27 protein-coding genes and 1 pseudogene are annotated in these 25,166 nt (G+C 57.9%); 1 reads left to right on the forward strand and 27 read right to left on the reverse strand.

The window, feature by feature from the left end; translation table 11 throughout:
- Positions 1 to 6: 6 nt before the first annotated feature.
- The 8 genes from ACEWZM_RS01390 to ACEWZM_RS01425 all read right to left on the reverse strand — a co-directional run bounded on the left by ACEWZM_RS01390 (position 7) and on the right by ACEWZM_RS01425 (position 8,733).
- Positions 7 to 1,176 carry a mandelate racemase/muconate lactonizing enzyme family protein gene (locus ACEWZM_RS01390; protein WP_414004739.1) on the reverse strand — a complete coding sequence of 390 codons (1,170 nt, stop codon included), beginning with the start codon at positions 1,174 to 1,176 and terminating at the stop codon, positions 7 to 9.
- Positions 1,173 to 2,633 carry an NAD-dependent succinate-semialdehyde dehydrogenase gene (locus ACEWZM_RS01395; RefSeq protein ID WP_414004740.1) on the reverse strand — a complete coding sequence of 487 codons (1,461 nt, stop codon included), beginning with the start codon at positions 2,631 to 2,633 and terminating at the stop codon, positions 1,173 to 1,175. The genes ACEWZM_RS01390 and ACEWZM_RS01395 overlap by 4 nt, the downstream gene beginning before the upstream one ends.
- Positions 2,634 to 2,641: 8 nt before the next feature.
- Positions 2,642 to 4,261, reverse strand: a complete 1,620-nt coding sequence (locus tag ACEWZM_RS01400) for a GMC family oxidoreductase (RefSeq protein WP_414004741.1) — start codon at positions 4,259 to 4,261, stop codon at positions 2,642 to 2,644.
- A complete protein-coding gene (locus tag ACEWZM_RS01405) occupies positions 4,251 to 4,694 on the reverse strand; it encodes a gluconate 2-dehydrogenase subunit 3 family protein (protein ID WP_414004742.1) in 444 nt (147 codons plus the stop codon). The genes ACEWZM_RS01400 and ACEWZM_RS01405 overlap by 11 nt, the downstream gene beginning before the upstream one ends.
- Positions 4,695 to 4,700: 6 nt before the next feature.
- Positions 4,701 to 5,921: a sugar ABC transporter permease gene (locus tag ACEWZM_RS01410; RefSeq protein ID WP_414004743.1), complete on the reverse strand. Its 1,221-nt coding sequence runs from the start codon at positions 5,919 to 5,921 to the stop codon at positions 4,701 to 4,703.
- Positions 5,911 to 6,726, reverse strand: a complete 816-nt coding sequence (locus ACEWZM_RS01415) for an ATP-binding cassette domain-containing protein (RefSeq protein ID WP_414004744.1) — start codon at positions 6,724 to 6,726, stop codon at positions 5,911 to 5,913. The genes ACEWZM_RS01410 and ACEWZM_RS01415 overlap by 11 nt, the downstream gene beginning before the upstream one ends.
- A gap of 11 nt (positions 6,727 to 6,737) precedes the next feature.
- Positions 6,738 to 7,802, reverse strand: a complete 1,065-nt coding sequence (locus ACEWZM_RS01420; RefSeq protein ID WP_414004745.1) for an ABC transporter substrate-binding protein — start codon at positions 7,800 to 7,802, stop codon at positions 6,738 to 6,740.
- Positions 7,803 to 7,974: 172 nt separating this feature from the next.
- Positions 7,975 to 8,733 (reverse strand): FadR/GntR family transcriptional regulator, encoded by a 759-nt coding sequence (locus ACEWZM_RS01425; protein ID WP_414004746.1) that lies wholly within the window; start codon positions 8,731 to 8,733, stop codon positions 7,975 to 7,977.
- A gap of 306 nt (positions 8,734 to 9,039) precedes the next feature.
- Here ACEWZM_RS01425 and ACEWZM_RS20860 point away from each other — a divergent pair.
- Positions 9,040 to 9,303: pseudogene (locus ACEWZM_RS20860) on the forward strand (transposase); the annotation flags it as partial.
- A 544-nt stretch (positions 9,304 to 9,847) separates the two neighbouring features.
- On the opposite strand, the gene ACEWZM_RS01435 reads toward ACEWZM_RS20860, so the two are convergent.
- The 19 genes from ACEWZM_RS01435 to ACEWZM_RS01520 all read right to left on the reverse strand — a co-directional run bounded on the left by ACEWZM_RS01435 (position 9,848) and on the right by ACEWZM_RS01520 (position 25,144).
- Positions 9,848 to 10,153 (reverse strand): hypothetical protein, encoded by a 306-nt coding sequence (locus ACEWZM_RS01435; protein WP_414004748.1) that lies wholly within the window; start codon positions 10,151 to 10,153, stop codon positions 9,848 to 9,850.
- Positions 10,154 to 10,209: 56 nt separating this feature from the next.
- Complete coding sequence (locus tag ACEWZM_RS20865; protein ID WP_462046670.1) at positions 10,210 to 10,545, reverse strand: DUF6630 family protein; 336 nt, start codon at positions 10,543 to 10,545, stop codon at positions 10,210 to 10,212.
- 86 nt (positions 10,546 to 10,631) lie between these two features.
- Positions 10,632 to 11,033, reverse strand: a complete 402-nt coding sequence (locus ACEWZM_RS01440) for a hypothetical protein (protein ID WP_414004749.1) — start codon at positions 11,031 to 11,033, stop codon at positions 10,632 to 10,634.
- A 387-nt stretch (positions 11,034 to 11,420) separates the two neighbouring features.
- Positions 11,421 to 12,032, reverse strand: coding sequence for a GNAT family N-acetyltransferase (locus ACEWZM_RS01445; protein ID WP_414004750.1), 612 nt, complete (start codon positions 12,030 to 12,032; stop codon positions 11,421 to 11,423).
- A gap of 316 nt (positions 12,033 to 12,348) precedes the next feature.
- Positions 12,349 to 13,164 carry a serine O-acetyltransferase gene (gene cysE / locus ACEWZM_RS01450; protein WP_414004751.1) on the reverse strand — a complete coding sequence of 272 codons (816 nt, stop codon included), beginning with the start codon at positions 13,162 to 13,164 and terminating at the stop codon, positions 12,349 to 12,351.
- A 291-nt stretch (positions 13,165 to 13,455) separates the two neighbouring features.
- Positions 13,456 to 13,752: a DUF7742 family protein gene (locus ACEWZM_RS01455; RefSeq protein WP_414004752.1), complete on the reverse strand. Its 297-nt coding sequence runs from the start codon at positions 13,750 to 13,752 to the stop codon at positions 13,456 to 13,458.
- A 10-nt stretch (positions 13,753 to 13,762) separates the two neighbouring features.
- On the reverse strand, positions 13,763 to 17,719 hold the full coding sequence (locus ACEWZM_RS01460) for a baseplate multidomain protein megatron (RefSeq protein ID WP_414004753.1): 3,957 nt from the start codon (positions 17,717 to 17,719) through the stop codon (positions 13,763 to 13,765).
- Positions 17,719 to 18,186, reverse strand: coding sequence for an NlpC/P60 family protein (locus tag ACEWZM_RS01465; protein WP_414004754.1), 468 nt, complete (start codon positions 18,184 to 18,186; stop codon positions 17,719 to 17,721). The genes ACEWZM_RS01460 and ACEWZM_RS01465 overlap by 1 nt, the downstream gene beginning before the upstream one ends.
- The gene (locus tag ACEWZM_RS01470) at positions 18,183 to 19,148 is read right to left on the reverse strand and encodes a DUF2163 domain-containing protein (protein ID WP_414004755.1); all 966 of its coding nucleotides are present in this window, start codon (positions 19,146 to 19,148) and stop codon (positions 18,183 to 18,185) included. The genes ACEWZM_RS01465 and ACEWZM_RS01470 overlap by 4 nt, the downstream gene beginning before the upstream one ends.
- Positions 19,148 to 19,780, reverse strand: a complete 633-nt coding sequence (locus ACEWZM_RS01475; protein ID WP_414004756.1) for a phage distal tail protein, Rcc01695 family — start codon at positions 19,778 to 19,780, stop codon at positions 19,148 to 19,150. The genes ACEWZM_RS01470 and ACEWZM_RS01475 overlap by 1 nt, the downstream gene beginning before the upstream one ends.
- 15 nt (positions 19,781 to 19,795) lie before the next feature.
- Entirely contained in the window at positions 19,796 to 20,452 is a 657-nt protein-coding gene (locus ACEWZM_RS01480; RefSeq protein WP_414004757.1) for a phage tail tape measure protein, read from the reverse strand.
- Positions 20,445 to 20,747: a rcc01693 family protein gene (locus ACEWZM_RS01485; protein ID WP_414004758.1), complete on the reverse strand. Its 303-nt coding sequence runs from the start codon at positions 20,745 to 20,747 to the stop codon at positions 20,445 to 20,447. Before ACEWZM_RS01485 ends, ACEWZM_RS01480 begins: the two co-directional genes overlap by 8 nt.
- Positions 20,744 to 21,064: a GTA-gp10 family protein gene (locus ACEWZM_RS01490; protein ID WP_414007923.1), complete on the reverse strand. Its 321-nt coding sequence runs from the start codon at positions 21,062 to 21,064 to the stop codon at positions 20,744 to 20,746. Before ACEWZM_RS01490 ends, ACEWZM_RS01485 begins: the two co-directional genes overlap by 4 nt.
- A 67-nt stretch (positions 21,065 to 21,131) precedes the next feature.
- Complete coding sequence (locus tag ACEWZM_RS01495; RefSeq protein ID WP_414004759.1) at positions 21,132 to 21,545, reverse strand: phage major tail protein, TP901-1 family; 414 nt, start codon at positions 21,543 to 21,545, stop codon at positions 21,132 to 21,134.
- A 113-nt stretch (positions 21,546 to 21,658) separates the two neighbouring features.
- The gene (locus ACEWZM_RS01500) at positions 21,659 to 22,066 is read right to left on the reverse strand and encodes a DUF3168 domain-containing protein (RefSeq protein WP_414004760.1); all 408 of its coding nucleotides are present in this window, start codon (positions 22,064 to 22,066) and stop codon (positions 21,659 to 21,661) included.
- Positions 22,063 to 22,437, reverse strand: a complete 375-nt coding sequence (locus tag ACEWZM_RS01505) for a head-tail adaptor protein (RefSeq protein WP_414004761.1) — start codon at positions 22,435 to 22,437, stop codon at positions 22,063 to 22,065. The genes ACEWZM_RS01500 and ACEWZM_RS01505 overlap by 4 nt, the downstream gene beginning before the upstream one ends.
- Entirely contained in the window at positions 22,434 to 23,081 is a 648-nt protein-coding gene (locus tag ACEWZM_RS01510; protein WP_414004762.1) for a head-tail connector protein, read from the reverse strand. The genes ACEWZM_RS01505 and ACEWZM_RS01510 overlap by 4 nt, the downstream gene beginning before the upstream one ends.
- A gap of 180 nt (positions 23,082 to 23,261) precedes the next feature.
- Positions 23,262 to 24,446, reverse strand: coding sequence for a phage major capsid protein (locus ACEWZM_RS01515; RefSeq protein WP_414004763.1), 1,185 nt, complete (start codon positions 24,444 to 24,446; stop codon positions 23,262 to 23,264).
- 80 nt (positions 24,447 to 24,526) lie between these two features.
- Entirely contained in the window at positions 24,527 to 25,144 is a 618-nt protein-coding gene (locus tag ACEWZM_RS01520; protein ID WP_414004764.1) for an HK97 family phage prohead protease, read from the reverse strand.
- Between the last annotated feature and the right edge of the window lie 22 nt (positions 25,145 to 25,166).

A 25,166-nucleotide genomic window follows, 5' to 3' on the forward strand; every position in this document is an offset into this window, starting at 1 on the left:
TCAGCATCAGCTGCTGATCGTGTAATGACGGATAAAATCGCGGTCGGGGGTGACCCCGATACCCGGACCATCTGGGATGGAAACCTGCCCACCGTTGGCAGCGACCTGGCCTTGAATATCCAAGGGTTCGGTCAGCAATTCATCGCGGAATGCATTGTGCGTCGTGTCGAACTCCAGCATCGGCTCCCACGGGAACAAACCACCGGGCAGAGGCGGCATGGCAGCCAGCAGATGCATGTTGGTGGCGACCGCCACGGCCGAGCCCCAGACATGGTTCACAACGGGCGTGAAATGCGCGTGACACAGGGCCAGCACCCGCAGGTATTCGCTGATCCCGCCCAATGCGCAGACCTCTGGCTGGGCAATGTCGAGGCCACGGCTTTCAAGCAGCGCGCGCCAGCCCCAACGGTTGAATTCAGCTTCGCCGCCCGAGATGTTCACCCGTAGACCAGAGCGCAATTCGCGGTAGCCATCGAGGTCTTCGGGGGCGACAGGTTCTTCGAACCAATAGGGGTCAAATTCCTCCATAGCGCGGCCCACATAGAACGCGTCATGGGTCGTGTAGGCGTGGTTGGCATCGATCATAAAGCGGTATTCATCGCCCACACCGCGGCGCACGGCCTCGATCAGGCGCACGTCGTCCCTGGGGCCAAGGCCGACCTTCATTTTGGCAGCTTTGAAACCCATGTCTTTGATGGCAGCGGCCTCGTCCACAAAGCGCGCAACAAGGCTGTCGGCGCTTTCAGGACGCAGCATCATGCCATAGCCGTACACCTCGATCCGGTCGCGATGTGCCCCACCGATCATCTGATATAGCGGCATCCCCGCTACTTTGCCCGCGATGTCCCACAGTGCGATGTCGACACCGGACAATGATTGCAGCGGCATCCCTTTTTGGCCGTGATCGCGCATCAGGTTATAGACCTTGTGCCAGATCACGTCGCGATCCAGCGGATCCATTCCCAGCACCATCGGCTGGATCACCTGCTCGACGATGCCCTTGTTGGCCAGCGCGATATTGCCAGCGCCAAAACACTCGCCCCAACCGGTGATGCCCTCGTCGGTTTCCACCTCGACCAAATGAGCCGTGCGTTTCGTGTAGTACTGCTGCGAATAACCCAAGGGTTCCGGCAAGTCGTAGCCCAAAACATGGCTGGTGATGCGCACGATCTTCATAGGTTTAGGCCTCCGAATGTGGTGGTTCCTTCGGCGCGCGTGATCCGCTTTTGCACAAGATAGTCGTGCAGCGCGAGCGGTGAACAATCATGCCCGATCCCCGATTGCCCGATCCCACCGTGTGGCAGATCAATGTCATATTTCACGCCGTTGATTTGAATTTCGCCATAGCGCAGATGTGCTGCGAAATATTCAGCACGCGCCAGATTTCGGGTGAAGATATAGGCAGTTAGCCCGCCCTCTTCGCAATCATTGGCCATGCGCAAGAGGTCAGTTTTCGTATCGAATGGTACGATGCTGACGATAGGTCCAAAGGTCTCTTCGCGGTAGACGGCCATTGTCTCGTTCACTTCTGTCAGGACGGTGGGGGCCAAGTAATGCCCCGCGTTCAGGCCCGCTGGCCTGTCGCCACCTGCCAAAAGCCTGGCACCCTGGGACACAGCGTCATCAACCAGCCCCTTAAGTCGGGTCCATGCCCGCCCGTCGATCACGGGGCCGGTGGTGATGTCGGTGTCTTTGTCGAACCCGACCTTGGCGGCTTTTGCACGTTCCAAGACCTTTTTCGTAAAGGCATCGCGCACCGCTTTGGCGACAAACACCCGGTTGGGGGACACGCAAATTTGCCCTGCATTGCTGAACTTCACGCCTGTGACGATGTCAGCCGCCAGATCAAGGTCGGCATCCTCAAATACCAGCACGGGCGCGTTGCCGCCCAGTTCCATCGAGTATCGTTTGATCGAGGTCGCGCCCGTGCGCATGATATGCTGGCCCGTCTTCGTTGAGCCAATCAGCGTGATCACTTGTGGAATGGTTGACGCACTCAATGCATCCGCCACCGCATAGCTCTCGGTCGCCAGGATTTGCACGACCCCTTTCGGCAGCCCGATCTTTTCGCACAACGCCCCGACAGCATAGGCCGAAATCGGTGTCGCATCCGACGGCCGAATGATAATCGGGCAACCTGCCGCCATAGCCGGTCCAATTTTGAAGGCAAGATTCAGCAGCGGGAAGTTCCATGCAAGAAATGCGACTGCCACCCCGGCCGGTTCATAGACTATGCGGTGCGTATGTGTGCCCGCGCGGTCGGTCAGACTGTAATCGTTCAACCTTGTGATTTCTTCAGCGTAAAACTCAAGTGAGGCAACCAAGCGATCCCAGTCTTCTTCGGTCTGCGCCCAAGGCTTGCCCATTTCGTGGTGGACGCAGGTGCGCAGCCAGTCTTCGCTTGCGACGACTTCATCACGCAACTTGCGCATCCATGCCTGCCGCTGAGCAATCGGCGCCGCCGCCCAGGTGGGAAAAGCTACCTTCGCTGCCTGCAAGGCACGTTCCACATCATCCATACCCGCTACGGCCACGGCGGCCACCGCTGTTTCTGTCGCAGGATTGACCACTTCGCGTGTTGCAGAACCGTCTGTCAGCGCGCCATCGATATACATCTGTGTTGGGAAATCCATCGCGCGCCTCAATCAAACAGGGTTTCAATGTTGGTCTTGATGCTGTCGCCGATATAGAGCGCCAGCGCCTGAATGGTGGAGGTCGGGTTGACCGCCCCTGCTGTCGGAAAGATCGAGCCATCCACGATGAACAGATTTTTCACGTCGTGGCTGCGACCCCAGCCGTTCACTACAGATGTCTCCGGATCGTCGCCCATCCGGCAGGTGCCCATCTGATGCCAACCTGCGCGCCACCACACGTTGTCATCGCCCTTTGAAAGGACGCGCTTTGCCCCGGCCGCGAGCAGAATTTCCTTGGCCCGTTCTTCCCCGTGCCGCAGCATCTTGCGAGTGTTTTCACCCAGCCGATAGCTGATCTTCGGCGCTGGAATGCCGTCACTGTCTTTCAAATCAGGATCCAGCGTGACGCAGTTGTGTTCCTCGGGAAGATCTTCGCTGACCACAGTCAGGCCCGCCAGGTACGGATACACATTATCCATGACCTCGCGGTGTTCAGCGCCCCATGGGACCGGATTATCGATGCCATAGCCCCCAAGCGCATAGGTCATCGGCGTCGTGGACCGCCCCGAATGCAACCCGTATCCACGCACAAAATCGCGGTTCGGATCGGTCTCATAGAATTCCTGCGACAGGATCGAGCAGGCCATAGGCCCCTCGTGCCCCAACATAGGCTCATCAAAGACTCCAGCCACGCCAGTTAGCGGGTGGAACATCAGGTTCTTTCCAACAATGCCGTTGCGATTTGACAGCCCATCAGGGAAGGTTTTTGATTTGGAATTGAGCAACAGGCGCGGCGTACCGACACCGTTGCAGGCAACAATAACCAGCTCGGCACGTTGTTCATAAACTTGCCCGTCTGGCCCGTGATACAACGCACCCGTGGCAAAGCCTGTGCTCTCATCCACAAGAATTTCGCGGACGCGGCACCCCGTTCGCAACTCAACGCCCGCGTTTTCCAGCATCGGCCAATAGGTGAAATTGGTGCCGCCCTTGGCCCCCGCCGCACAGCCCAGATCACAGGTGCCCGCATTGACGCATTTCTGCCGACCGTCATGATCCTGACTGAGGATCGACACATCCGACGGCCACCAGTGATAGCCCTTTGCATTGAACCCTTTGGCCAGCGTTTGACCCAATTTGCCGATTGGGATTGGAGGCAGTTCCGGGGCGTAGTCCGGATAAGCAGGGTTACCGCCAAGGCCGGACACACCCGTGTTGCGGTCATTCATATCGTAGAAGGGTGCGAGGGTGTCATAGTCGACGGGCCAATCTGCGCCGACGCCATCAAGGCTTTGCGTGCGGAAATCTGACGGTTTCATCCGGGGCCAGTGACCAAGGAAGTTGATCGTCGAGCCACCGACCGCATTGAAATTCACCGGTGTGATGCAACTGTCATCGACATTGATCGGATAGTCCTGCTTCAACCCACGCACATTGGGATCGCAGGAGAATTCGCCATATCGCGCAAGCTCATAGTCGCCATGGCGGCTAGGGAAATCCGTGTCGTCAAGACGTGGGCCTTGTTCCAGACACAGGATGCGCATCCGGGTCTCCAAGAGTGACCATGCGATGGCCGCACCAGAGGCACCCGCACCGATAATCAGAACGTCGACGGGTTCATTTTGCATCGCGATATGCCTTTCCTCGCGCACGCACCGGTGCAGTCAATTCATCCATCAGCGCGTCTGTTTCGCGTTCGACGGGGTAGCCTTTGGGGTGGATGGGATGCGAACCAACGCCAAAATGCGGGCGCATGTCGGGGCGGCTGTAGTAGCCCATGTAGGTCAGCCGGACGAGCGTCTCAAAGGCTTGAACGTGTGCCGCTTCGACACGCTTCAAAACCGCGACCTTTTCATCCCGCGGAAGGGCTTCAAAATCGCCCGAGACCGCGTCTATGATCGTCTGTACGGATCCGGCCGGATCTGGCGCATAGGCCTGGGCAGTCGGGAGAAACTCCGCCACACCCAACGCGCCCGCTCCGGGGATCTTACCATCATCGCTCGGTGGAATGAGCTCATCAAGGATGGCATCGAGAACGGATCTGTTGGTTTCATTCAACATGGTGGCTTACCTTTCCGATGTGCCCGAACGGGACACGGCATCAATGGCCACGGCCAGCAACAGGATCGCGCCCGAGAACATCAGTTTGTCCGCAGCACTCGCGCCAGACAGATCCAGCCCGTTACCAAGCGAACCGATGACCAGAGCCCCAAGGATCGCGTTCCAAACCGATCCACGCCCGCCAAACAATGAGGTGCCGCCAATGACAGCCGCGCCAATGGATTCCAGCAGGAGCGACCCACCGGCAAAGGCGGTGTAGCTGACGGAGCCAAACCTCGACGCACCAAAGATACCGCCGATAGCCGCCATAAGCCCGACAATGGCAAAGGCCGACACTCGGATACGTTTGACGTTCAGGCCCACGCGCCGCGCACTTTCAGGGTTGCCACCAACCGAGAATATCGAGCGCCCGTATGGCGTTGAGGTTGTGATCCACCCGACCAACGCTGTGATCGCCATGAGTAAGACAATGAGCAAAGGAACCGACCTGTAGCTGTTTAGCGTGGCCACTGTCGCCAGCATGATCGCTCCGAAAAACGCGATCTGACCCCAGACAGCTGCCGTGCTGTCCAACTCCAATCCGCGTACCTTGCGCTGCCCTTGCTTGCGCAGGCTTAGCCACGCGAAGACTGCGATACATGCCAGTGCCAGCACCCAGCCAAGCGCGTCCGGCAGAAGAATCCGCGCAAACCCGCGCACAAAGGGATCACCAACATTCAGGTTTCCCGTCGGCAGAATTTTCTGCATCAGCCCCTGAAAACCGAGCAAGCCAGCCAGTGTCACAACGAAGGACGGAATGCCCACATAAGCGACTAAGACACCCTGGACCGTGCCCATGATAATGCCGACGCCCATAACAATCAGACAGGCGATCGGGCCAGGCACGCCAGCCAGCACTAGGACGCCCAGAAGTGCTGCACAGACGCCAGCGGTTGCCGCAGCTGACAGGTCAATATCACCAAGCAGCAAAACAACCGTAATGCCGACGGCCAGCGTCGCAATCACGGCCGATTGCATGAATAGGTTGTAGATGTTGCGCGGGCTGAGAAAAATGAACCGGATGTTTTCAGCATTCGGATCACCCCAATATTCCCAAAGCGGAACGGCAAGACCGAAGTAGGCCCAGATCGCTGCAAGTGCCAATAGCACCGGCACGAAAGCACCGAACCGGGTTTCGCGCATGATCCGCAGTCGGTCGATGAAAGAAAGTTTGTGTTCAGGCTGCATTTCCGGCCTCATCATCAAGGCCGCGCGTCATCGCCGCGACAATTTCATCAGGGGTTATGTCTTCTTTTCTCCAGGTCGCGACATTGCCGCCGTGTCGCAGGACACAAATGCGGTCAGCAACCTCAAAGATGTCGCGCATATTGTGAGAGATGTAGACGACTGCGTGGTCGGTATCGCGCAGCCGTTTGACCACATCGAGAACTTGCCGCGTTTGCGCGACCCCAAGTGCCGCAGTCGGCTCATCCAGCATCACCACCGACCCGTCTGCTCCGACGGCGCGGGCAATAGCAATCGCTTGACGCTGCCCGCCGGACAAGCCGCCGACCTTGGCGCGCACAGATTGAAGGGTGCGTACTTGCAAACGATCAATCGCCTGTTGCGCCTTCACCTCCATCTCGAGGTCGTCGAGCGGACGCAGCAGACGTGGCAGGAATGACCAACCCGCTTTCACCGGCTCCGCGCCCAGAGACAGGTTCGCCGCGACATCCAAGTTTTCGCAAAGCGCAAGGTCCTGATAGACGATCTGGATGCCCAGATCACTTGCGTCATGAGGGGAATTCACACTCACAGGGGCTTCATCCATGAAGAACTGGCCTTCGTCGGCGGCATGGGCACCGGCCAGCACCTTCATCAAGGTGGACTTTCCCGCACCATTGTCGCCGACCAGCGCCATCACCTCACCGCGGGAGACCTCAAAGTCGACGCCGCGCAGGGCGTAGACGCCACCAAATCGTTTGTGAATACCGCTCACGCGCAGGTGAGGGGGTGGGGCCGCTGGCCTCACCTTACTTTCATGTTCAGACATTTTTGTTCCGATTACTGGCAGAAAGTCGTTTCTGCGGCTTCGCCTTGGCACACCATCTCTTTGGTGATCGATGCGTCGTTTGCGATCACATAGGCGACGCCATCCACACCAACAGCGGAGTATGATCCGACCGGAACGTAGGCGACGGTCGCGCCGACACCGTTTTCAACCGTTTGCGGGGCAAGGTCGGAGAAATCTTCGCCGTTCACCAAGCGTACGGTCACTTGCGCGGCTGCTGCGGCCATATCTTCAAGCGGACGCCAGCCACATTGAGTTTGCTTGCCAAGCAACATCAGTTGCTGCGCCTGTACCGTGCAGTCCAGACCGGAGACAGGAACCGTGCCCGCCATGCCTTGTTCTTCCATCGCGGCAATCGCCGCGCCGGCGTTACCATCGTTGGAGGAGACTACTCCCTGAACATTATTGTTCAACTGCGTCAAAGCCTGGTCCATGGATCGGCGTGCAATCGCCGGATCCCAGCCTTGGGTCCAGTTTTCATAGCCCATCACACGTGCGCCGCTTTCGTAGAGCGGTGTCAACGCGCGGAGCTGGCCATTGTGGATCACGGCCGCGTTGGGGTCAGTAGGAGAGCCTTTTAGCATGACCAGCGTATCGCCGTCTGCGGTGTTATTGATCACGTGCATCGCTTGGTCATAACCCATGCCTTCAAGATCAGCCTGCACCCAGAACGTCGTGTTCTCAGAGTTGATCATCCGATCATAGGCGATGGTTGGCACGCTCTCTTCTGCGGCAGTGTCTGCGATAATAGCAGAGCTTTCACCGTCAATCGGGATCACAACCAGTACTTTGGCGCCTTGTGTCAACGCTTGCTCTGCCTGACGCTGCTGCACGGACGTATCATTGTTGGCGTTGAAGACCTCAACCTTCACGTCAGGGGCAATCTCGGCCATAGTGCGCAAAAAGGCCGCTGCATCCTGCTGTTCCCAACGTGGGTTTACGTTTTCAGGCAGCAAGAGTGCCACCATGTCTTCGGCAGAAGCGGACTGGGCAACAAGCGTTGCACTGGCCAGCATGGTCGTCGCGAGAAGACCTTTCTTTAGGTTTGAAAACATCATATCCTCCTCATTGATGTTTTGACGCTTTTTTGGGCGTCTTTTCGTCTGGTGGTTTCCCCGAAATCTCGGGTTGGATCCGGTAGCGCGACGTTGATTGAATCCGGTGTTGCGCTGCCACCCACTAGCCTGCACACCACAGCAGGCTCGTGAATATCTTTGCCCAGCTGGGCGGTCAGTTTTTCAAAGCTCCTCCGGCCATATCTTTCAGTGCGCCCTCAAGACGTTGGCTCGTATCGTTCAAGTGGGCTGTCATCATCTCTTCTGCGAGCGCATGATCCCGCGCCTTGATCGCCTCAAGGACCTTGCGGTGAAACGGGATCGAATTTGCGTTTTCTCGTGGATCGCGGTTGGTCAATCGGATCGAACTGAGCAGAGCGGAAAAGATAACGCCTTCCATTGATAGCAAAATTTCATTGTTGGCAGCACGCAGTATCCCACGGTGAAACAGGGCATCCGCAACCACAAAATCTTCAATCGAATGGGAGTCTTCTTCCATGCGCACCTGCGCAGCCTCGATCTCGGCGTACTGTTCCTCAGTTCCATGCATGGCAGCCCAACCAGCGGCCTTGGGTTCCATCATACGGCGCATGTCGAGCAACTGACGCAAAAAAGCAGGCTTGGGATCAACAGACAGATGCCATGCCAACACATCATCATCCAGCAAAGCCCAACTCGCCCGACGGCGTACCCGCGTGCCGCTGCCCCGCTTAACTTCAAGCAGACCTTTGCTGACCAGTAGCTTCACACCCTCACGGATGACTGACTTACTTACCCCAAACCGTTGCGAGAGCCTTCCCTCATCCTCGATCAGGGCGTTTTCCTTGTAATGCCCTGCAACAATGCGACGGCCCAGCTCCCGCGACACCTGCGTAGCAAGCCCTGGGGCAACCCCGCTGGCATCTTTTAGATCATAGTACAACATTTCATTCATTTGATAATACTAAACATCTGATGTTTTGTATGTCCAGATCAAATCGGCGTCCTTCAACTGGGCAACATTCACAGCACACCCATCCGACAACTCATTGACAATATGAGTAAATCATAAATCGTGCCTGTGATGTGCCAGTGCGGGCATCAGCTTGGCCAATTAAGAATTCGGCGAATTGCCATCTGACAATCACGAATCAACAGACGTATTCCTGAGGTTCTTGTAGGGACAAGAGTTTTCAAGCAGCGGTCATTGGGACTTCCGCAGCGAAAGTTCGTTTGTCCGGATACTGTTGAAAAGTCCGTTGAACTGATGATCCGGATGGTGTTGCTGGGCTATTGCATGGGCATCGGGTCTGAGCGTGGGCTTTGCGAAGAGGTCCATGTCACTCTGGCCTATCGGTGGTTTTGCAGGCTCGATCTGTTGGATGCGGTGCCTGATCATTCAGGCTTTTCCAAAAACAGGCACGGCTGTTTCCGGGAAAGCGGCTTATTCCGGCATCTGTTTGAGATCGTCTTGCAGCGCGGCATTGATGAAGGACGAGTTGGAGGTCACAGCTTTGGGCTCAATGCCAGCTTGATCCCGGCGAATGCGAACCAGACGCGTGGGATCGAGAGCAAAGAAGGCTTGCCGCCGGAACTGACGGCCCGCGTCATCGACGACTATCTGGAAACGCGGGATGATGCCGCATTCGGCGCGGCCACCAAGATCGTTCCAAAATACATCTCACCGGTTGATCCTGCTGCGCGCCGAACCGCTTCGATATGGAACCTGACACATTGCTCGGCGACAGGGGGGTACGGATCGGCGGAGATGCTGGGCTGGCTGATCGCGGAACGGGGCATTGCCCCGCATATTCCGGTCTGGGACAAATCAAAGCGGACGGACGGCACCTTCTCGCGCGAAGACCCAAAGGCGCATATGAACAGCTCCAACCCGCCGCAAGGCAGCTTTGAACCCTTTGTGATGAAGGACCAGTTCTCTCTCAGAAATAATTGATGGGAATTCGCGCCCAAGGCCTATCAGGGACGTCCGATTTGAAATGCCAATATAATTTTTCCTAAGCACCTAAAATCAGACCTTCGAGCGGGATGCAGCATTCAGTAATATAGATTCAAAGCCGACTTACGAGTTTTCCCATCTCCGTCGGTAGAACAATAGCACCGGCATCCCTCGATGCCCTGACGTCTTCGTCTCTAGGAAATATAGCCAATCCGCGCGCACTTTCCACAGTCAGCACGGCAAAACGACAAAAGCTGATGAACCAGAAAATCGAGATTTGCAAAGAACGACCGGAGCGTTCGAACATAGAACCACCTACTGTGTTGTTGCCGCAGGAGAAGAATAAACACCTTGAGCGCAAAGGAATTTGGGCGAGACCTTTGAAATGGCTCTTCAGGAAAATATCTTTTTGAGCCACCCATTATTCTTTGGCGCTGTCAGAACACTGCACTCAAGGCCAAGCTCTTGCCCGGACTATATAAATGATTGAACTGACTTGTCTTTGAGTAACGTGAAGATGTAGGAATCTTCAGGGTTTTCTATGATAGCTATTGATAGCTTGGATTTGGCCAAGATTTGAGCCGCCTTGCCTAGATATATATCTGTTAAGTATACATTTTTATCTTGTCGAATCTCTACTTCTTGGAATCTCTTGAAATTTCGGGCCAAAGCAAGTGAATTAATACTCCACGACACATCGCCAGTATCCCCTTTCCAGTCAAGGTGACACAAATATCCTTGCCGAGCGAAATAGCTTCCCCCCAACATAATTTCACACCATGATAAATGCCTACAGCCATCGAGCGTCATGTTTTCTATCAATTTACTATTTTAAGATACTCATGAGGATTATAGGCCGAAAAAATAACGTGATTCTCAATATAGTCTTCGGTGCCCTAGTCGTCTGCCCCCAGCATCTTACTGAAAGTGTAGAGAGCGTCTACATTCACATCTTCTCGCCTTACGGATGAGAGCTTTTCATCATTGGTGACGTCGTCAAATTGGTTATTGCGAGCGTGGTTTTCAACGATCTCAAATAATCGTAGCATCTCTTTTATTTCATCCGCGCCCCGCACCAGTTGCCAATATCCTTCTATCGAAGCTAGAGATGGCTGGTCTTCAAGAACCCAAGGAGACTTGGTGCTGGAGGGGGCCTCTATACGCGCGTCAACTTCACCACCGACAATGATCAAATGGTATGTAGGGTATTCTTGGCCATACCGCCCAAGTGAAATCGACTTTGGAATAAAAAACCCCTGATAGTCATCGATCGATTTATTCCGAATTTGGAGCTGCACACGAGGAGGTAAACCTGAGCTAAATCCACTTGAAGATGATTCTAGAAACCTTTTCACGCGTTCTTTACTGACAAACTTTTCGGATAATGGCGATAGGGCTTTCTTTCAATGTAATACGGCATGGCTCCGGATGTCCTACCTCAATGGTCTTTGCTATTATAGGAGGACCCGGCAGAGACCGCGCCGACAGTCTTGGGCGGGTTGCGCTCGCCAGCTTCCTTTATGGCCTTTTCTGGCCAGTCCGATCACAAAACATGATAGTCTGAGCCGTTCTACCGGGCAAGTTCACCGCATTTGCCCTCCGCCAAATGCGGTGGTGTGACGGAACTATACGTGCTCAGGTTTCAGATCGTTATCGCCCGATTGGCGGGCGCAACACTCGTTGGCCTAGGTAAGCGTTCTGCCCATCCATCTTGTCCGGGATTTTGGACCCGGAATGTCGATAAAGCCGTGATTGTGCCAGAATTGATTGGCGCGCGTGTTGTTGCTGTTTGAACCGATATGCACAGCAGTTACTCCAATCGGCGCAGCCTTGCTCAACCAATATTCAAGAAGCCGACCACCAAGCTTACGTCCCTGAGCAACTGGAAGTAAGTTCATGTGAAGATGCGCAGGATATGACCCTGCAACAGGCAATGGTGTGGTTTCGGGAACATGGATCATCTGGCGTCTGCGTTCGTCTGCCGTCCAGGCTGATCGCGTTTCCTCATTGGGTTTTGAATATTTTTGCCGAAGAGCGGGCCACCACTCACGTTCAAGCCGTGCCTCAAAATCCGATGTATCAGCTGTGCCGACGCAAAACCCGACAACTCCATCGCGGCTCTCAGCAACAAACGCCAACTCAGGGTCCAACATGAGATACGGCGCCGAATAGATATGACCCATCATCTTCGGATCGGCATAAAGACTTGAGGCATCTTCGCCAAGATGTCCCGTCTTGAGAGAGACATCATAAAGCGCTTCCAGATCGTTCGGGTTCGCGGGTCGAATGTTCAACATGGCGTAATCTCTTGCAGATAAGATTGACCGCATCATAGACGATTTAGACCATAGAAGAATTGATCGCACGGGGCCATCAGATTATCTGGCATCGTTGCCTTCGCCCGCTGGCCAACATGCCCCAGGAACAGCAGGATACTTTACCAACCAGGATCTCCACTAAGCAGGTTCCCCTCTACGAATGGCAGCTCAACAATGAGAATGAGGTGAGCCGAAACCCACCCCTCATCTTCTGGTCAGAAAACACTCACAGTATACCAGCCGCCTGAGGAAGCGCAGCCTTTCACCGCCAATCAATGTGTTAGGACCGCGGCGGTTATTCGGTTCTGCCGCCCGCCAGAACCTGATTCATGCTCACCGATGGCTGATCGCAACCGGCTTCGCCGACAATTTTGGCCGGCACACCTGCCACGGTTTTGCAGGGTGGGATTTCCTGTAGCACCACGGAACCGGCGGCTATGCGGCTGCAATGGCCCACCTTGATATTGCCCAGAACCTTCGCGCCCGCCCCGATCAACACACCGTCGCCAATCTTTGGGTGACGGTCTTCTTCTTCCTTGCCCGTGCCGCCCAATGTGACGGAGTGCAGCATGGATACGTTGTCGCCAACCACAGCCGTCTCGCCGATGACAATCGAATGGGCATGGTCGATCATGATACCACGGCCGATTTTGGCGGCCGGATGGATATCCACGCCAAAGATCTCAGAAATCCGCATCTGGAAGAAATAGGACAGGTCATAGTCGCCCTGCCGCCACAACCAATGCGCCACGCGATACGCCTGCACCGCCTGATACCCTTTGAAATAAAGGATCGGCTGCAACAGGCGATGGCAGGCCGGATCGCGCTCATAGACGGCCATCAGATCGGCACGTCCGGCAGCAAATAGATCCGGGTTCTCGGCATAGGCTCTATCGACGATCTCGCGCAGGATCACCATCGACATCTCATTGGAACACAGCTTGGCAGCGATCCGGTAGGACAGCGCCTTCTCAAGCGACGTGTGATGCAGGATGCAAGCGTGAATCAACCCGCCCATCAGAGGCTGGCGGCTCACAGCCTCCTGCGCTTCGGTGGTGATCTGATCCCAGACGGGATCAACGGAACTAACGGCGTGGCGCGTCTCAAGCATGGCTCTGCCTCCTGTGCTGGGCAAAGATTACCTATGTATCCGCAAAAAGGCCAACCGCAAATCTGTGATGGGTGTCATCGGATTCACTGATGTTTTCCTCGCGGCTATCACTATGGCGGCGGCACACCCTTGTTTACATTGCAATTCACATTGGAAAGGCGATATCTTGCGTATCCGCACATCTGTTGTGCAGACCGAAACTTAACGTCTTTGGACACCGTGAGATTAGCATATATGCGCGCAACAATCATGTAGTATCTGCCGTGATTTTCCCGCCTGGATTGCATTACATCACTCCGTATTTCTGCGAATATGACGGGCCAGCCGGGCCAGTACTAACCGTGTGCATGCTAGATATTGCGGTGCATCATAAAACGGCTCATCTGCAAGCTGGAACCGCCGCGCCGCCGCACTCAATGAACCATCCCCCCAATCGGGGCAAAGTTGCCGGTGGCGGCGCAGATGGTGCGACGCCTGCCCGGCCCCGGCAAATATCTGCTCGCACAAGGCGCGCCGTTCAGCCGGGGCCACCGCCAAAAGAGCACGGGCCGTGCTGCAGATATCACCTGGAAGGATTGGTCGGCGCATCAGCAACCCCTCATATCAACCGCTGTGCGCAGACCGCCCCGGCGCCATAGCGGGCGGAGATCTGCGCGACCTCCACCCGATCCCCCGATGCGGCACCATCCGCCGTCTGCACAGGCAAAGCATAGATCCACTCTGGGCTGTCGAGCAGCTCTTCACGCAAAATCTCGCCACCGCGCAGGACCCGCAGACGATACCGCTCGAGATCTTCCCCCAGCGGGATCTCGTCCAGATCCCAGCGATCGCCATCAATGCGGCTTCGACGGATCCACCGCAGCTCTATGGCGCCAACGCCCAGCGCGCCAGTCTGACGCAGATGCACAGGCGCATAGGGACGCAGCCCTTCGCCATCAAATGCTGCCTCGATATGCATATAGCTGGGATCATCATAGGCACGCCTCGCGGTGCCAATGCGATAATGCCGGCTTAACCCGCGCTGATTGGCCGCCAGTTCGATTTGCTGTGGTGTGCCGTCCAATGCAACCACGAACGAGCCCTTCGGCCAGGAGGACGGCATTCGTGCATCGCTGCCCTGTTGGCCTCGCAACCGGTCGCGCAGGAGATAACGGCCCGGTGCGATCAGCTCGGCTTTCGAGAACTGCATCAGCTCCCAATTTCCGGGGCTGCCATCACCGATCGCAACCAGATTGGCGCCATTCAAAACTGCCTGTCGATCCCGGCTCTGAAACTGGCCCGAGATCAGGTCCACCTCCAGATCCGCGCCCTGTTCCCAGCGGCCCGGCGCACCGGCTGGAAGCACCGTATTGGTGACTCCGATGGTTGAAGGCGCGGCGAGCACCTCCTCCAGCACATAATCCGCATCACTCTGTGCCCCATATAGTGCAACGGTTCCCGGCCAGGGATTGGCGGTAACCGCAAGATGTGGCGCGTGTGGCATCTCATCGCCACCGATCAGCGGCAGGTCCATAAATAGTGGCAGAACCGGCACCGGTGCGGCAAAGGCCGTAATACCCGGCAATTCTTCCGGCACTGGCGCAGGACGGTAGTTCTCGGGTTCGATTCGTACCGCCTCAATCAGCTGGGCCGCACCCTGTTCAACGCGGTCGATCCGATAGCGCGCCTGTGCGGTTTGGGTGCCGATACCCTCCGCCTCGCCTTCTGCAACAGGCAGGCTGATCACATCTCCCGCGCCCAGCGCCATGGCGGACGGTGGCAGTTCCAGGCGTAAGGCATCGCGCGCAATCCGCGCCTCGCTCAGCCAACGATCCACCACCTGCCGCCCTTCAGCGCGCGTGAGCGCCATCGGCAACTCATTGTCGCTTACTGCGTGGGTCGCTTCATCCGGCAAGATGGCCTCTTCTCCCCGCAGGTCATGACGCCCGCCCCACTCAACAAAGCGCAAGCGCATCCGCCCGGCCAGCTCGACCACAGGCGCTCGGGTTTGTTCCAGCACCCCGTCCAGCTCCTGCCCTTCTACCAGCTCGGCCAAATCCAGCGCTGCCTCTTGTCGACCATCACGCAGGCGGAACCGCAGCACACCGTCTCGTTCGATGGCGTCCACCCCGTGGCGTAGCAGAAGTGGCTGCAGGGCGGCGCGCGCCTCGCCCACGTCACTGATGGCATAGCCACGCACCAGCGCAGGCAAATCGCTGATATCAATTGCCCCCACACCGGAGGCTGCGCAAATCTCCTCAAGGACTGAGGCCAGCGTCCGCTGCCCTACCCGTCCGTTTAGCCAATGACCCCGCAGATAATTCTCGCCATCGCTCCAGATCTCCACAGCATTGGGAAAGCTGGGGAACGGGCGTGCATCCCAGGCCCAGACATAGGCGTTGTTCATGTCCAGCATCGGCTCACCATAGATCTCAGATACCGGGTTCACCCCCTCCTGCTTCCAATACCCCAGAAACGCACGCAGATAGGCCAGCTGCATCATGTCATCGCGCTGCCCATCGGAGAATTTCGGCAACTTCGATTCAGAGCTTTTTGGGTCGAGAAACTTATTCGGTTGATTGGTTCCCTTATCGATGGCCGCACAGCCCAGTTCGGTGAACCAGATCGGTTTGCTCTCTGGCTCCCATGCAGTGGGCAAGGCAGCCCGCTGACCGTTGATGCGCTCATGGTGCGGCTTGGACCACCAATTGCGCAGATCCTTATAGCGCCAGACCCAAGGTTCGTCATACGCCCCATCGGTGATGGGGGTACGGATCTGGGCAGCCTCCGCTTCGGGCGAATGGTAATACCAGTCATATCCCTCGCCGCCCTCGACACCCGCCCGTAGATACTCAAGATCATAGATATTCGGGACACCCGCTTTGGCATCCAGATGATCATCTCCCTCGCGCCAATCAGAGAGCGGCATGTAGTTGTCGATGCCGATGAAATCGATCTGCTCATCCGCCCACAGGGAATCTAGGTGGAAATAGCGATCCCCCTCCGGGCTTTTGTACCCCCAGTATTCTGACCAATCTGCCGCATAGCCTATCTTGGTATCCGGGCCGAGGATCTGACGCACCTCTTGCGTCAAGGCGCGCAGCTCTGACACTGCGGGAAAGCCTCCGTCATCCCGGATCTGTGTCAGGCCCCGCATCTCTGAGCTGATGCAGAATGCCTCTACCCCACCCGCAGCGGCACAGACAGCAGCGTTATGCAGGATAAAGCGCCGCAGCCCCCAATCATCGATTGAACCAGAGTAGCTGACCGTGCCGTCGCCCACGATGAAATCCGCTGCCGTAACAGACCCAAAGAATTGCTGAACCTCGATCCCCGCTGCCGCGGTACCATCCGGGCTACCGGGCTGCCCCGGTGCCCGCGACAAGGTAATCCGCCCACGCCATGGCAAATGCGGCTGGCCAGTCTCTCCGCTCCACGGGTCAGGAAGATCATTACCTGCCATCTGGTCCATCAGAATAAACGGGTAGAACATCACCCGCTTACCCATCTCCTGCATGGCGCGTATGGCTTCGATCACCGAGGCATCGGTGGGTGTGCCGCCATATATCGGCCTGTCATCCTCACGCGCGATCAGCTCTGCATCCGTGCGGGTCAGACCGGCAACGCTCCAGGGCATATTGGCCCCTTCAGCAATATGGCGCTCCACCTTGGGTTTGATGGTACAGTCACCGCAGCGCAGATCACCTCCGAACCACGACACGATCAATGAGGCGGCACCACAGGCGGGCAATTCCTCCTCCAGTGTCGTGAGAGATGTCACCAGATCCGTCTCCCCCGAAGGGCTATGCGAGTTGGCGGGTTTGGCCTGCCCCGGACCATAGTCATAATGCACCGGCGTGGTGGCCAGAGCATATTCCCCCGTGCCGGGCATCAAGGCCACCCCCTGTACCAACTGCGCCAGATCCTGATCATGGGTACTGGAGGCGGGCTGTTCGGCCCGCAGCACCTCAAACGAGAACTGCGGCACCCGGTTACCAAATCGCTCAAGCGCCAGACTCTCCATCACCACATAGGCGGTTCCACGATAGGCGGGCACCTCGCCTGCGCCCTCGACCGCCTCGATCACCGGATCTGGCAGCTGGTCCATAGTGCCGCGATAGACGGTCATGTTCAGATCTTTGGGCGCGACCTCCTCGCCATCAGCCCAGACCCGCCGGATTGAGGCAACCTCTCCGGTACAGACCGCCACGGCCAGAGAAACATCATAGCTGTAGCTGGTGACTTTCGGTTGGCGCGGGCCGCCTCCCTTGCCACCGCCACCGCTGGAGGTCGAGGTCTCGCGGAACTCAGACGCCCAGATCACCTGACCACCAACCCGCATTCGGCCATAGACCTGCGCAATCGGCTGACCGTCGCTGGCGTGGGTCAGGCGGAACCGCTCTACCCGGCCGGTCTCAACCGGCTCGCTACCGGCACCCAAGAGACGACTATCAATCGCGCGCCCAACGGTCGCTCCCAGTGCACGACCAATCGCGACCGATGACAACCCTGCCACAGCCCCACCAACAGAGCCGCCAAGAGCCGCTCCAGCCGCAGAAAGAAGAATGGTCGCCATCACGTCACCTCATAAACATCGGGAAAGGAAAACCGCGCTACGATCCGCCGCTGCCACGGTTGGCTGAGCGCACTTTCGACCACGCCGTGGCCGCTATAGGCATGAATGAACCGGGACATTGGCCCGGTTTCGGATTGCAATGCGATATGCTTGGCAACCGCCCCCTGACGCATCCGAAACAAAATCACATCGCCGCGATACGCAGGCTCCACCGGTTTTGGCTGAAGGTGGCGCAGCGCGGCCTGCCACAGCGCCTCCTCGCCCTGCGGTTCGGACCAGTCCATCGTATAGCCTGGCACCACCTCAGGCTCTGCGCCATAGATCTCACGCCACAGGCCACGGATCAGGCCAAGGCAATCACACCCCGCGCCGCGTTTGGCAGCTTGATGCACATACGGCGTGCCTAACCAGCCCCGCGCTGCACAAACCAGACCCGCAGGCGTAGGCCGCGTTGCTGCGGTGCTCATCTGCGGCTGCCTCCGGTGTTGTGACCGGTTTGACGTGGTACGCTCATCACCCAGTCTTCACCGGGAATATCTGGAAAGCCCTGATAGTTGACGCCATTGTTGAATTTTAGCCGACAGGTCTTCAGCCGCTTGTCACAGCCCGCGGTGAGATGCAGTAGATCACCGCGCTGCACTATTGCACGCAGCGGCTCCCATAGGGTTAGTTGGCGAGACTTGGCACCAGGGGTCGGTGTCTCAGTCCCCGGTCCTAATTTGCCGACCTGCTGGCGGTCTTGCTTAACCCAGCCCCACAGTCCCTTGGCCGCACCACTCAGCACCGTAATGCGTCCCGAGGTGAACCAATTTGGCTCAAACCCCGGCAGATCTTCAAATCCGAAATACTGCCCCTCGTGGATATCTTCGGCGGCCAGCTCCAGCGCGTAGCCGGGCGTCGTCACGTCAAACCGGCAAGCACTATCGCCCAGCACCGCAGTACAGGGTTTCTGGTAGATCCGGCCCATTGGCTGATTAAGCGCCTCGGTCAGGCCGCGCAGTTCGGCCTCGAATGCGCCACCTGCCCGGCGGATCTGGCCAAAGCTTCCGCGAAACTGCAACCAGCGAACCGAGACATCGGCCCAGTTCACCAGCCAGCAACGGACCTCCGCGCCATCAAACCGCCCCGCCTCAATCTCGTCCTCGCGGATAGCGGCATCACTTAAGGCGCCCAACGCCTCAGTATTGTCCACAGCTAGACCGGTTGCCTGTTGCAGGCTGCGCGCAGTCAGTCCGGTCCCTGCACGAAACAGCATATCGGCTGTGTCACCCTCATCCGGTTCTGTCCCAGAGCCAGCGAAGACCAGATCCCGATCATGGTCGGTAAATCCAAACCGCACGCCGTCGCTGCGGGTGACCGACCAGCATCGGCACAGCGTTGTGAGACCTGACGCCACATGGGATTGAAATGCCTCGCTTACCCCCACCATCAGACCCGAACCTCCACCACAGGCACATTGGGAACATCCCCCGCCTGAAACGATGCGACGCTGGTCTGGATGCGGTCAGTGTCAAAGCGCACGGGCACGTCAAACTCAAACCCCGCTTTCACCGCCAACCCTGCCTCCGGTGGATGAGTCAGAGTGATAAGGCCTTGTGCGCTATCCAACTGGTAATCAACACCTTCCTGCAGCGGATCCTGCTCGACGCCCACCCGCACACTACCCAAGACCGGTTTGGCAATCGGGCGCTGATAGTCAAAACTACCGGAGCGATAGGTCTTGGACAGCTGAAAGACCCGCTCTGCGCCATCCCCCATACCGATCACCTGATCGTCAAACGCCACCTCCTGCGTCGCACGTGCGGATTTGTAGTCGGACCAATCCTTCCAGCGGAAGCCAAACATCTGTCCTTGCCGTGCCTCAAAGAACGCGATCAGCGCTTCGATATCTTCAAGCGCCCGCAAGCCCAAACCCGCGTCATAGCGGCGACGGGAGTGTGCCCAGGGGGTGTTGCGTTCCTCATGGCCATTGGCAAGAGTTACCACATCGGTGCGCCGTTCTGGCCCGCCAATGGAGCCAAAGCTGAGCGATGCGGGAAATCTGACATCGTGAAAATTCATCTGCTGGCCTCCTGTTCAGCGGTTGCGATTGCCACGCGACAAGGCGCGGCTGAGCTGGGCCGCAATCTGGCCCTGGCTGCGTTGAAACCCCTGCACATCAGGAGTATGGATGTTCATCACCACAGATGTGGCACCCCCGCCCTGGCTGCGCACGCCAAGCGCGCCATCCGCGCCCCGGGTCAGTGGCAGGATCGCCTCGGGTCCGGCCTCGCCCATCAGCCCGGTGGCACCGCGCATCGGGAAGCTGACAGGTCCGCTGACCACGCCGCCCTTTGCAAAAGGCATCACCCGGCCTTGTGAAAACGCCGCCCCATCCGCAAACGGAAGAATGCCGCTCATCAGTTTTGACACCCCGTCGGACAGCAACCCGCCCATATGATTGGTGACGGGTTTGATGGCAGCCGAATAGGTGGTCTGGATCATCGACTGAGCCATGGTTTCAAGCGCGTCGGACAGTTTCATGCCATCAAAAGCAACTCCATCAAAGGCGCGGCGCAATCCCTTGGACATACCGCGTTCCAACGTCTGGGCATCCTTTCCTGTGGCAGCAAAGGCAGCGCGCACGCGGCGCAGTTCGGCGTCGAAACTGGCCGCCATGCCTGCCGCATCGCCAAGGCTGTCACTCAGCGCCTCGCCTTGCTGTCCCAACTCATTCAGTCCGGTGTCACTCATGGCTCATTGCTCCTGTTGTGCTAGGGGCGCGTGTCTCTGGATCCGGATTGGCCGGATCCAAGGCTGTGGAATTGCTGTCGGCCAAGTCAGGAAAAGCCTGCATCAACTGATCCAGCCCAGCCCGCCCAAGTGGTGCGACGCCGCTGTCCTGCCCCAACATCAACCGCAGCTCAGCCGGGGTGAGCCGCCAGAATTGATCCGGCTGCAGGCGCAACCCCAGCAAACCTGCCCGGATCAGGGCAGGCCAATCAAAGCCGGCCCGCTTGCCTGAGCGGGAGACGTCTGGACCGGTCATCGCGCGTTCAGTCCGGTATCTTCAGCTACGACCTCACCCGGCAGGGAAAAACTGCGCACCAAAAGCTGTGCGGCGACCCGTGCAGCCTGCATCGGACCACCTTCGATATCAGCAGCTGCGAGGTCGGTGACGGTCAGGGTCGCCCCGGCGCCCTGTAGCCCCGCCGCAAGCAGTGCCAGCACGTCTGCAGCAGAAAACCCGCCCGTTTCAAATCGGGCTACCAGATCGATCAGCGATCCGGTTTTCAACTGACTTTCCAGCGTTGCAAGCGCGCCGAGGGTGAGCTTTAGCCTCTGCGTCTCACCATTGATCCGCATGGCAACTTCGCCCGCATAGGGGTTGCCCGTCTGACAGGGCTGCGCAGTAGAGATCACGATAGCCCCCTTACACAGCGGTGAAGACCAGCGCACCGGCGCTGGCGAGCGACAATTCGTAGGTGGCTTCGCCATTGTGGCTTCCGGCATATTCCAACGCAGTCACCTGGAAGGCCCCTTCAACAGTGCCGAAATCCGGAATGATCACCTGAAATGCCGGCGTCAGCCCTTCAAAGAATAATTGGCGCGCACGCTCATCCGTGCCGACATCGCGAAAAATACCGGAGCCCGAGATATTGGCCGATCGCACGCCGGCACCTGCCAGAAGTTCGCGCCAACCGCCTTGGCTCTCCAGACTGGTGACATCGACGCTTTCGGCGTTGAAACTGATCCGTGTGGCCCGCAGCCCTGCGATGGTTTCAAACTGGCCGTCACCGGTCATATCGACCTTGACCAGTAAATCTTTGCCGTTTTGGGCACCCATGGTGATGTCTCCTCTTGATGTACGATTGAACAGCGCGCAAAGACAGTTCAGCTTCGCCCTTCAATTCATTGTTAATAAATATTAATACTGATATCGATGCATGTACTCAGCACTCAGTCGTCTTCCAGCCGCGCCGCAAAGCGCAGACGGATCTCTCGGCCACCGGAAGTAGTGCGACTGGCGCGGGCACGATCAAACCACAGCCCTACCAGCCGCCCCCGTGTCAGGACGAGCGGGGTGGCGGCAAGGCTGTCACAGATGCTGGCCGCGATTGCCTTGGCCCCGGCGAAACCAGCCGTATCGGTATGCACTGTAATCTCGACCCGGTGACGCGCTCCTGAGCCGCTGCGATCTGACCGATCGCGAACGTCTTCGGGGCCGAGTGTCACATAGGTCTGTGGTAAAGTGCCTGCGGGCAGCGCGTCATATATCGCCCCATTCAGGGCATTACTCAGCGCCGGGTCCGAGCTTAAATGTTGAAACAGGGCCTCCTGCAGAGGCAAGGCCAGAGCATAGGTCATGCCGTCGTCTCCTCGGTGGCAAAGCAGGTCAGGAACCGACCATCCGGGTCGCCCTCGGCCACGGCATCAATGCGAAAGATCCGCGCGCCGTCGCGCAGCCGCTGATCCGGTCGCGGTCGTGCCGAGCTGCCCGAGGGGTGGGCCCGCAACGTGATGCGATAGCGTTGTAATGATAGAGAGGTACCGGATTGATCCGTACTGCGCCCTGTGAGCGCACGCATCTCGCACCAATGATGACCAAGCAATTGCCAGGCTTCCAGAAACCCACCCGCGCCATCAGACGTCCGGCGCGGGTCCTCCAGCGCCAAACAGCGATTGAGGCGCGGCGTGGTAGCGGAAGCAGACCGTTTGCCTGTGCGGTACCGGTTCATGCGCCCGCTCCCGGTCCCAGTTTACGGCCAAGCCCCATACCATAACCACCACCCACGCCCAGGCTCACCCTTAGCGCGCGGTAGCGTTCGATCAGACTGGTCACACCAAAGGGCATGCAACCGCCCTGAAGCCGAGTGTCATCACGAAATTCATAGTAATGCGCCGCCAGCATCAGCACCGCTTGCGCCAGATCCCCCGGAAGCGCTGACCAACTGTTGGCCATTCCGGCACGCATCAGGATACGCGCATCTCCACCAGTTTCGATTGCAGGCAGCGCGCCCCCAACGGGGCGGAGCCGCGGTTGCTGGCTGTCGGGTTCCAAATGGTAGCGCGCGCTGTCCAGCAGATTTTCATCCCCAGATGCTGCCACAATTATTACCGATTGGATCAGTTGCACTGGTGCCAGTGGGAGCGCCTGCACTTGTGGATCGCGCCAGGCTGTGACGCTCATCAAAAAATCCCGCGCCAGCAACACCTTGCCGGTTCGCGCTTCGATTGCGGCAATGGCTGCACGCAAGAAGCTGATCAACACCGCATCCTGTAGACCCGCCTCGTCAAACCCGGTGCCCAGACGCAGATGCGCCTTGAACGCCTCTTGCGGCAGAACCGCCTCTGGCACCGGTGTCACTTCACTCAACATCATGTTTTCACTCCAACGGCTAATCTTTGGGGTCTGCTCTTGCTGGCTTTGCGGAATGGATCCGGGGCGGATGCGCGCCGGGCTGCTGCCGCATGACGGAAGGGAAGCAGCTGGACGACAGTGGCCTGTGGGCGCACATCCGCAGGCGGAACCGGGCTGCCGGTTCCGTCATCGGTCCAAACGTTAGCTCAGGCCGAATTTCAGGAGTTTGATGGCCGCAAAGTCACTGACATCCCCACCGACGCGTTTTGTGGCATAGAACAGCACATGTGGCTTGGCGCTGAAGGGATCGCGCAGCACCCGCAGATCGGGGCGTTCTGCGATGGTGTAACCGGCTGCAAAGTCACCAAAGGCAACCGCATAGCCGTTCACATCCGCGTCGGGCATGTCTTCGGCGACAACCACGCGATACCCCATAAGCCGCGCAGGCTCCGCCGCTGCCAACCCATCCGACCACAGGAACCGACCATCGCCGTCCTTTAGCTTGCGCAGCACACCGGCGGTTTTTGAGTTCATGACAAAGCTGGCATTGGCCCGATATTGCGCTCCGAGTGAATAAACAAGTTCAACAATCGCATCCCCATCGCCGATTTCACCCTCGACCCCGGTAGTGACATAGCCGATATTACCCCAGCTCCAACTCTCGTTGTCGATGACCGGATGATAGAGAATGCCGGTGGGCTTATCATTGCCGTCACCATTGATGAAAGAGGCCGCCTCCGCACGGGAAAATTTGTCGGCGATCCTGCTGGCCAGCCAACCCTCGATGTCAAAGGCGCTGTCATCCAGGAGACGTTGCGACGCTTTGGGCAGGGCGCTGAGTTCATGCAGTGGAATGGTGATCCGATCGATCACCGGAGTTGTGGTTTCGGCAACCGGTGTCACCTCATTCGCCCAGCCATGACCGATATCCCCGTGATCGATCAGCACGTCATAGGATGTGGCCTCCAACGTCACCACCGACGCCACTGCGCGGATCGAGGCAGTGCTTGTCAGTACCGATTTGACGCTCTCAGCGGTTTGTGGATCTACGAGGTAACCCCCATCACCATTGACGGTGGTTCCCATCGCCTTGGCATCGAGATCAAGCCCGCGCAGCGCGGCGTCATCACCGGAGCGCAGATAGGAATCAAAGGCTTTTTGATGGGGGGCACCGCCAGGCTCAGCAGCGGCCAGAGGGGGACGAGTGGCAAAGTGGGATTTGCGATCCAGCATGGTCATACGCTCTTCTGATTGTTTCAGTTTCAGGGAAATTTCGTCTTTGAACCCGTTGAAATTTTGCATAAATTCCGCGACAGCCTGTTTGACCTCCTGTGGTGCGGCTTGTGAGGTAACGTCCGGGTTAGCGTTGGATTGCGATTGGCTCATCTGTCTCTCCTTTGGTGTCTGATGTCGGTTGGAAAGGACGCGGGGTGGCTTAGCTCAGGCCGACATTGGCGCCGCTGAAATCAAGTATGCGGCGTCAAGCTGGCGCCACTGCGCAACAGGTCAATCACCTCTCGCCATATCTGCGCAGTCTCGCTCAGGTCGGTTTCCAGAACCTCGGAACCATCCGATTTTGTGGCACCTGCAGGCTGCGAGGCGGCCGTAACACGCGCCGATGGCAGCATCGGAAATGTCACCAAAGACACCTCCCAAAGATCCAGTTCGCAGAGCGACCGACCGCCTCCCTTGCGGGGCGTAGCCCGGCGTGTGCGATAACCAATGGACAGACCATCAAGCGCCCCTGCCGCGATCAACGCCGCAGCTTCAGCGCCTTTTTGGGTGCGGGTCAGAATGCGGCCTTTGACGTGCAGGCCGCGGGCATCTTCATGCACTGCGTCCCAGAGGCCGATGGGCTGCGCGGGGTCATGTTGCCACAACATTTTAACTGCGACCCCCGATTTAGCGAGACGACTGAGCGACGCCTGATACGCTCCCGGCTGCACCAAATCTCCGCCACCGTCGACGCACCCAAAGAGGCTGGCATAGCCGCTGATGGTGACCGTGGCGTCAGTCTCATCGCCAATGGTCAAATCTTCGCCGAAGCGCGCGAATTTATGTTCCAGATGCATATCGGATTGCATTAGCCTCTCCCCTTATCACGTT

Origin of the sequence: Phaeobacter cretensis, assembly GCF_047372505.1 — a bacterium.
Classification (GTDB): domain Bacteria; phylum Pseudomonadota; class Alphaproteobacteria; order Rhodobacterales; family Rhodobacteraceae; genus Phaeobacter; species Phaeobacter cretensis.

Excerpts from the sequence above, each read along its gene's own strand:
- ACEWZM_RS01390 (WP_414004739.1), bottom strand. The coding sequence starts at position 1,176 with ATGAAGATCGTGCGCATCACCAGCCATGTTTTGGGCTACGACTTGCCG.
- ACEWZM_RS01395 (WP_414004740.1), bottom strand. The coding sequence starts at position 2,633 with ATGGATTTCCCAACACAGATGTATATCGATGGCGCGCTGACAGACGGT.
- ACEWZM_RS01400 (WP_414004741.1), bottom strand. The coding sequence starts at position 4,261 with ATGCAAAATGAACCCGTCGACGTTCTGATTATCGGTGCGGGTGCCTCT.
- ACEWZM_RS01405 (WP_414004742.1), bottom strand. The coding sequence starts at position 4,694 with ATGTTGAATGAAACCAACAGATCCGTTCTCGATGCCATCCTTGATGAG.
- ACEWZM_RS01410 (WP_414004743.1), bottom strand. The coding sequence starts at position 5,921 with ATGCAGCCTGAACACAAACTTTCTTTCATCGACCGACTGCGGATCATG.
- ACEWZM_RS01415 (WP_414004744.1), bottom strand. The coding sequence starts at position 6,726 with ATGTCTGAACATGAAAGTAAGGTGAGGCCAGCGGCCCCACCCCCTCAC.
- ACEWZM_RS01420 (WP_414004745.1), bottom strand. The coding sequence starts at position 7,802 with ATGATGTTTTCAAACCTAAAGAAAGGTCTTCTCGCGACGACCATGCTG.
- ACEWZM_RS01425 (WP_414004746.1), bottom strand. The coding sequence starts at position 8,733 with ATGAATGAAATGTTGTACTATGATCTAAAAGATGCCAGCGGGGTTGCC.
- ACEWZM_RS20865 (WP_462046670.1), bottom strand. The coding sequence starts at position 10,545 with ATGACGCTCGATGGCTGTAGGCATTTATCATGGTGTGAAATTATGTTG.
- ACEWZM_RS01445 (WP_414004750.1), bottom strand. The coding sequence starts at position 12,032 with ATGTTGAACATTCGACCCGCGAACCCGAACGATCTGGAAGCGCTTTAT.
- cysE (WP_414004751.1), bottom strand. The coding sequence starts at position 13,164 with ATGCTTGAGACGCGCCACGCCGTTAGTTCCGTTGATCCCGTCTGGGAT.
- ACEWZM_RS01455 (WP_414004752.1), bottom strand. The coding sequence starts at position 13,752 with ATGCGCCGACCAATCCTTCCAGGTGATATCTGCAGCACGGCCCGTGCT.
- ACEWZM_RS01460 (WP_414004753.1), bottom strand. The coding sequence starts at position 17,719 with ATGGCGACCATTCTTCTTTCTGCGGCTGGAGCGGCTCTTGGCGGCTCT.
- ACEWZM_RS01465 (WP_414004754.1), bottom strand. The coding sequence starts at position 18,186 with ATGAGCACCGCAGCAACGCGGCCTACGCCTGCGGGTCTGGTTTGTGCA.
- ACEWZM_RS01470 (WP_414004755.1), bottom strand. The coding sequence starts at position 19,148 with ATGGTGGGGGTAAGCGAGGCATTTCAATCCCATGTGGCGTCAGGTCTC.
- ACEWZM_RS01475 (WP_414004756.1), bottom strand. The coding sequence starts at position 19,780 with ATGAATTTTCACGATGTCAGATTTCCCGCATCGCTCAGCTTTGGCTCC.
- ACEWZM_RS01480 (WP_414004757.1), bottom strand. The coding sequence starts at position 20,452 with ATGAGTGACACCGGACTGAATGAGTTGGGACAGCAAGGCGAGGCGCTG.
- ACEWZM_RS01485 (WP_414004758.1), bottom strand. The coding sequence starts at position 20,747 with ATGACCGGTCCAGACGTCTCCCGCTCAGGCAAGCGGGCCGGCTTTGAT.
- ACEWZM_RS01490 (WP_414007923.1), bottom strand. The coding sequence starts at position 21,064 with ATGCGGATCAATGGTGAGACGCAGAGGCTAAAGCTCACCCTCGGCGCG.
- ACEWZM_RS01495 (WP_414004759.1), bottom strand. The coding sequence starts at position 21,545 with ATGGGTGCCCAAAACGGCAAAGATTTACTGGTCAAGGTCGATATGACC.
- ACEWZM_RS01500 (WP_414004760.1), bottom strand. The coding sequence starts at position 22,066 with ATGACCTATGCTCTGGCCTTGCCTCTGCAGGAGGCCCTGTTTCAACAT.
- ACEWZM_RS01505 (WP_414004761.1), bottom strand. The coding sequence starts at position 22,437 with ATGAACCGGTACCGCACAGGCAAACGGTCTGCTTCCGCTACCACGCCG.
- ACEWZM_RS01510 (WP_414004762.1), bottom strand. The coding sequence starts at position 23,081 with ATGATGTTGAGTGAAGTGACACCGGTGCCAGAGGCGGTTCTGCCGCAA.
- ACEWZM_RS01515 (WP_414004763.1), bottom strand. The coding sequence starts at position 24,446 with ATGAGCCAATCGCAATCCAACGCTAACCCGGACGTTACCTCACAAGCC.
- ACEWZM_RS01520 (WP_414004764.1), bottom strand. The coding sequence starts at position 25,144 with ATGCAATCCGATATGCATCTGGAACATAAATTCGCGCGCTTCGGCGAA.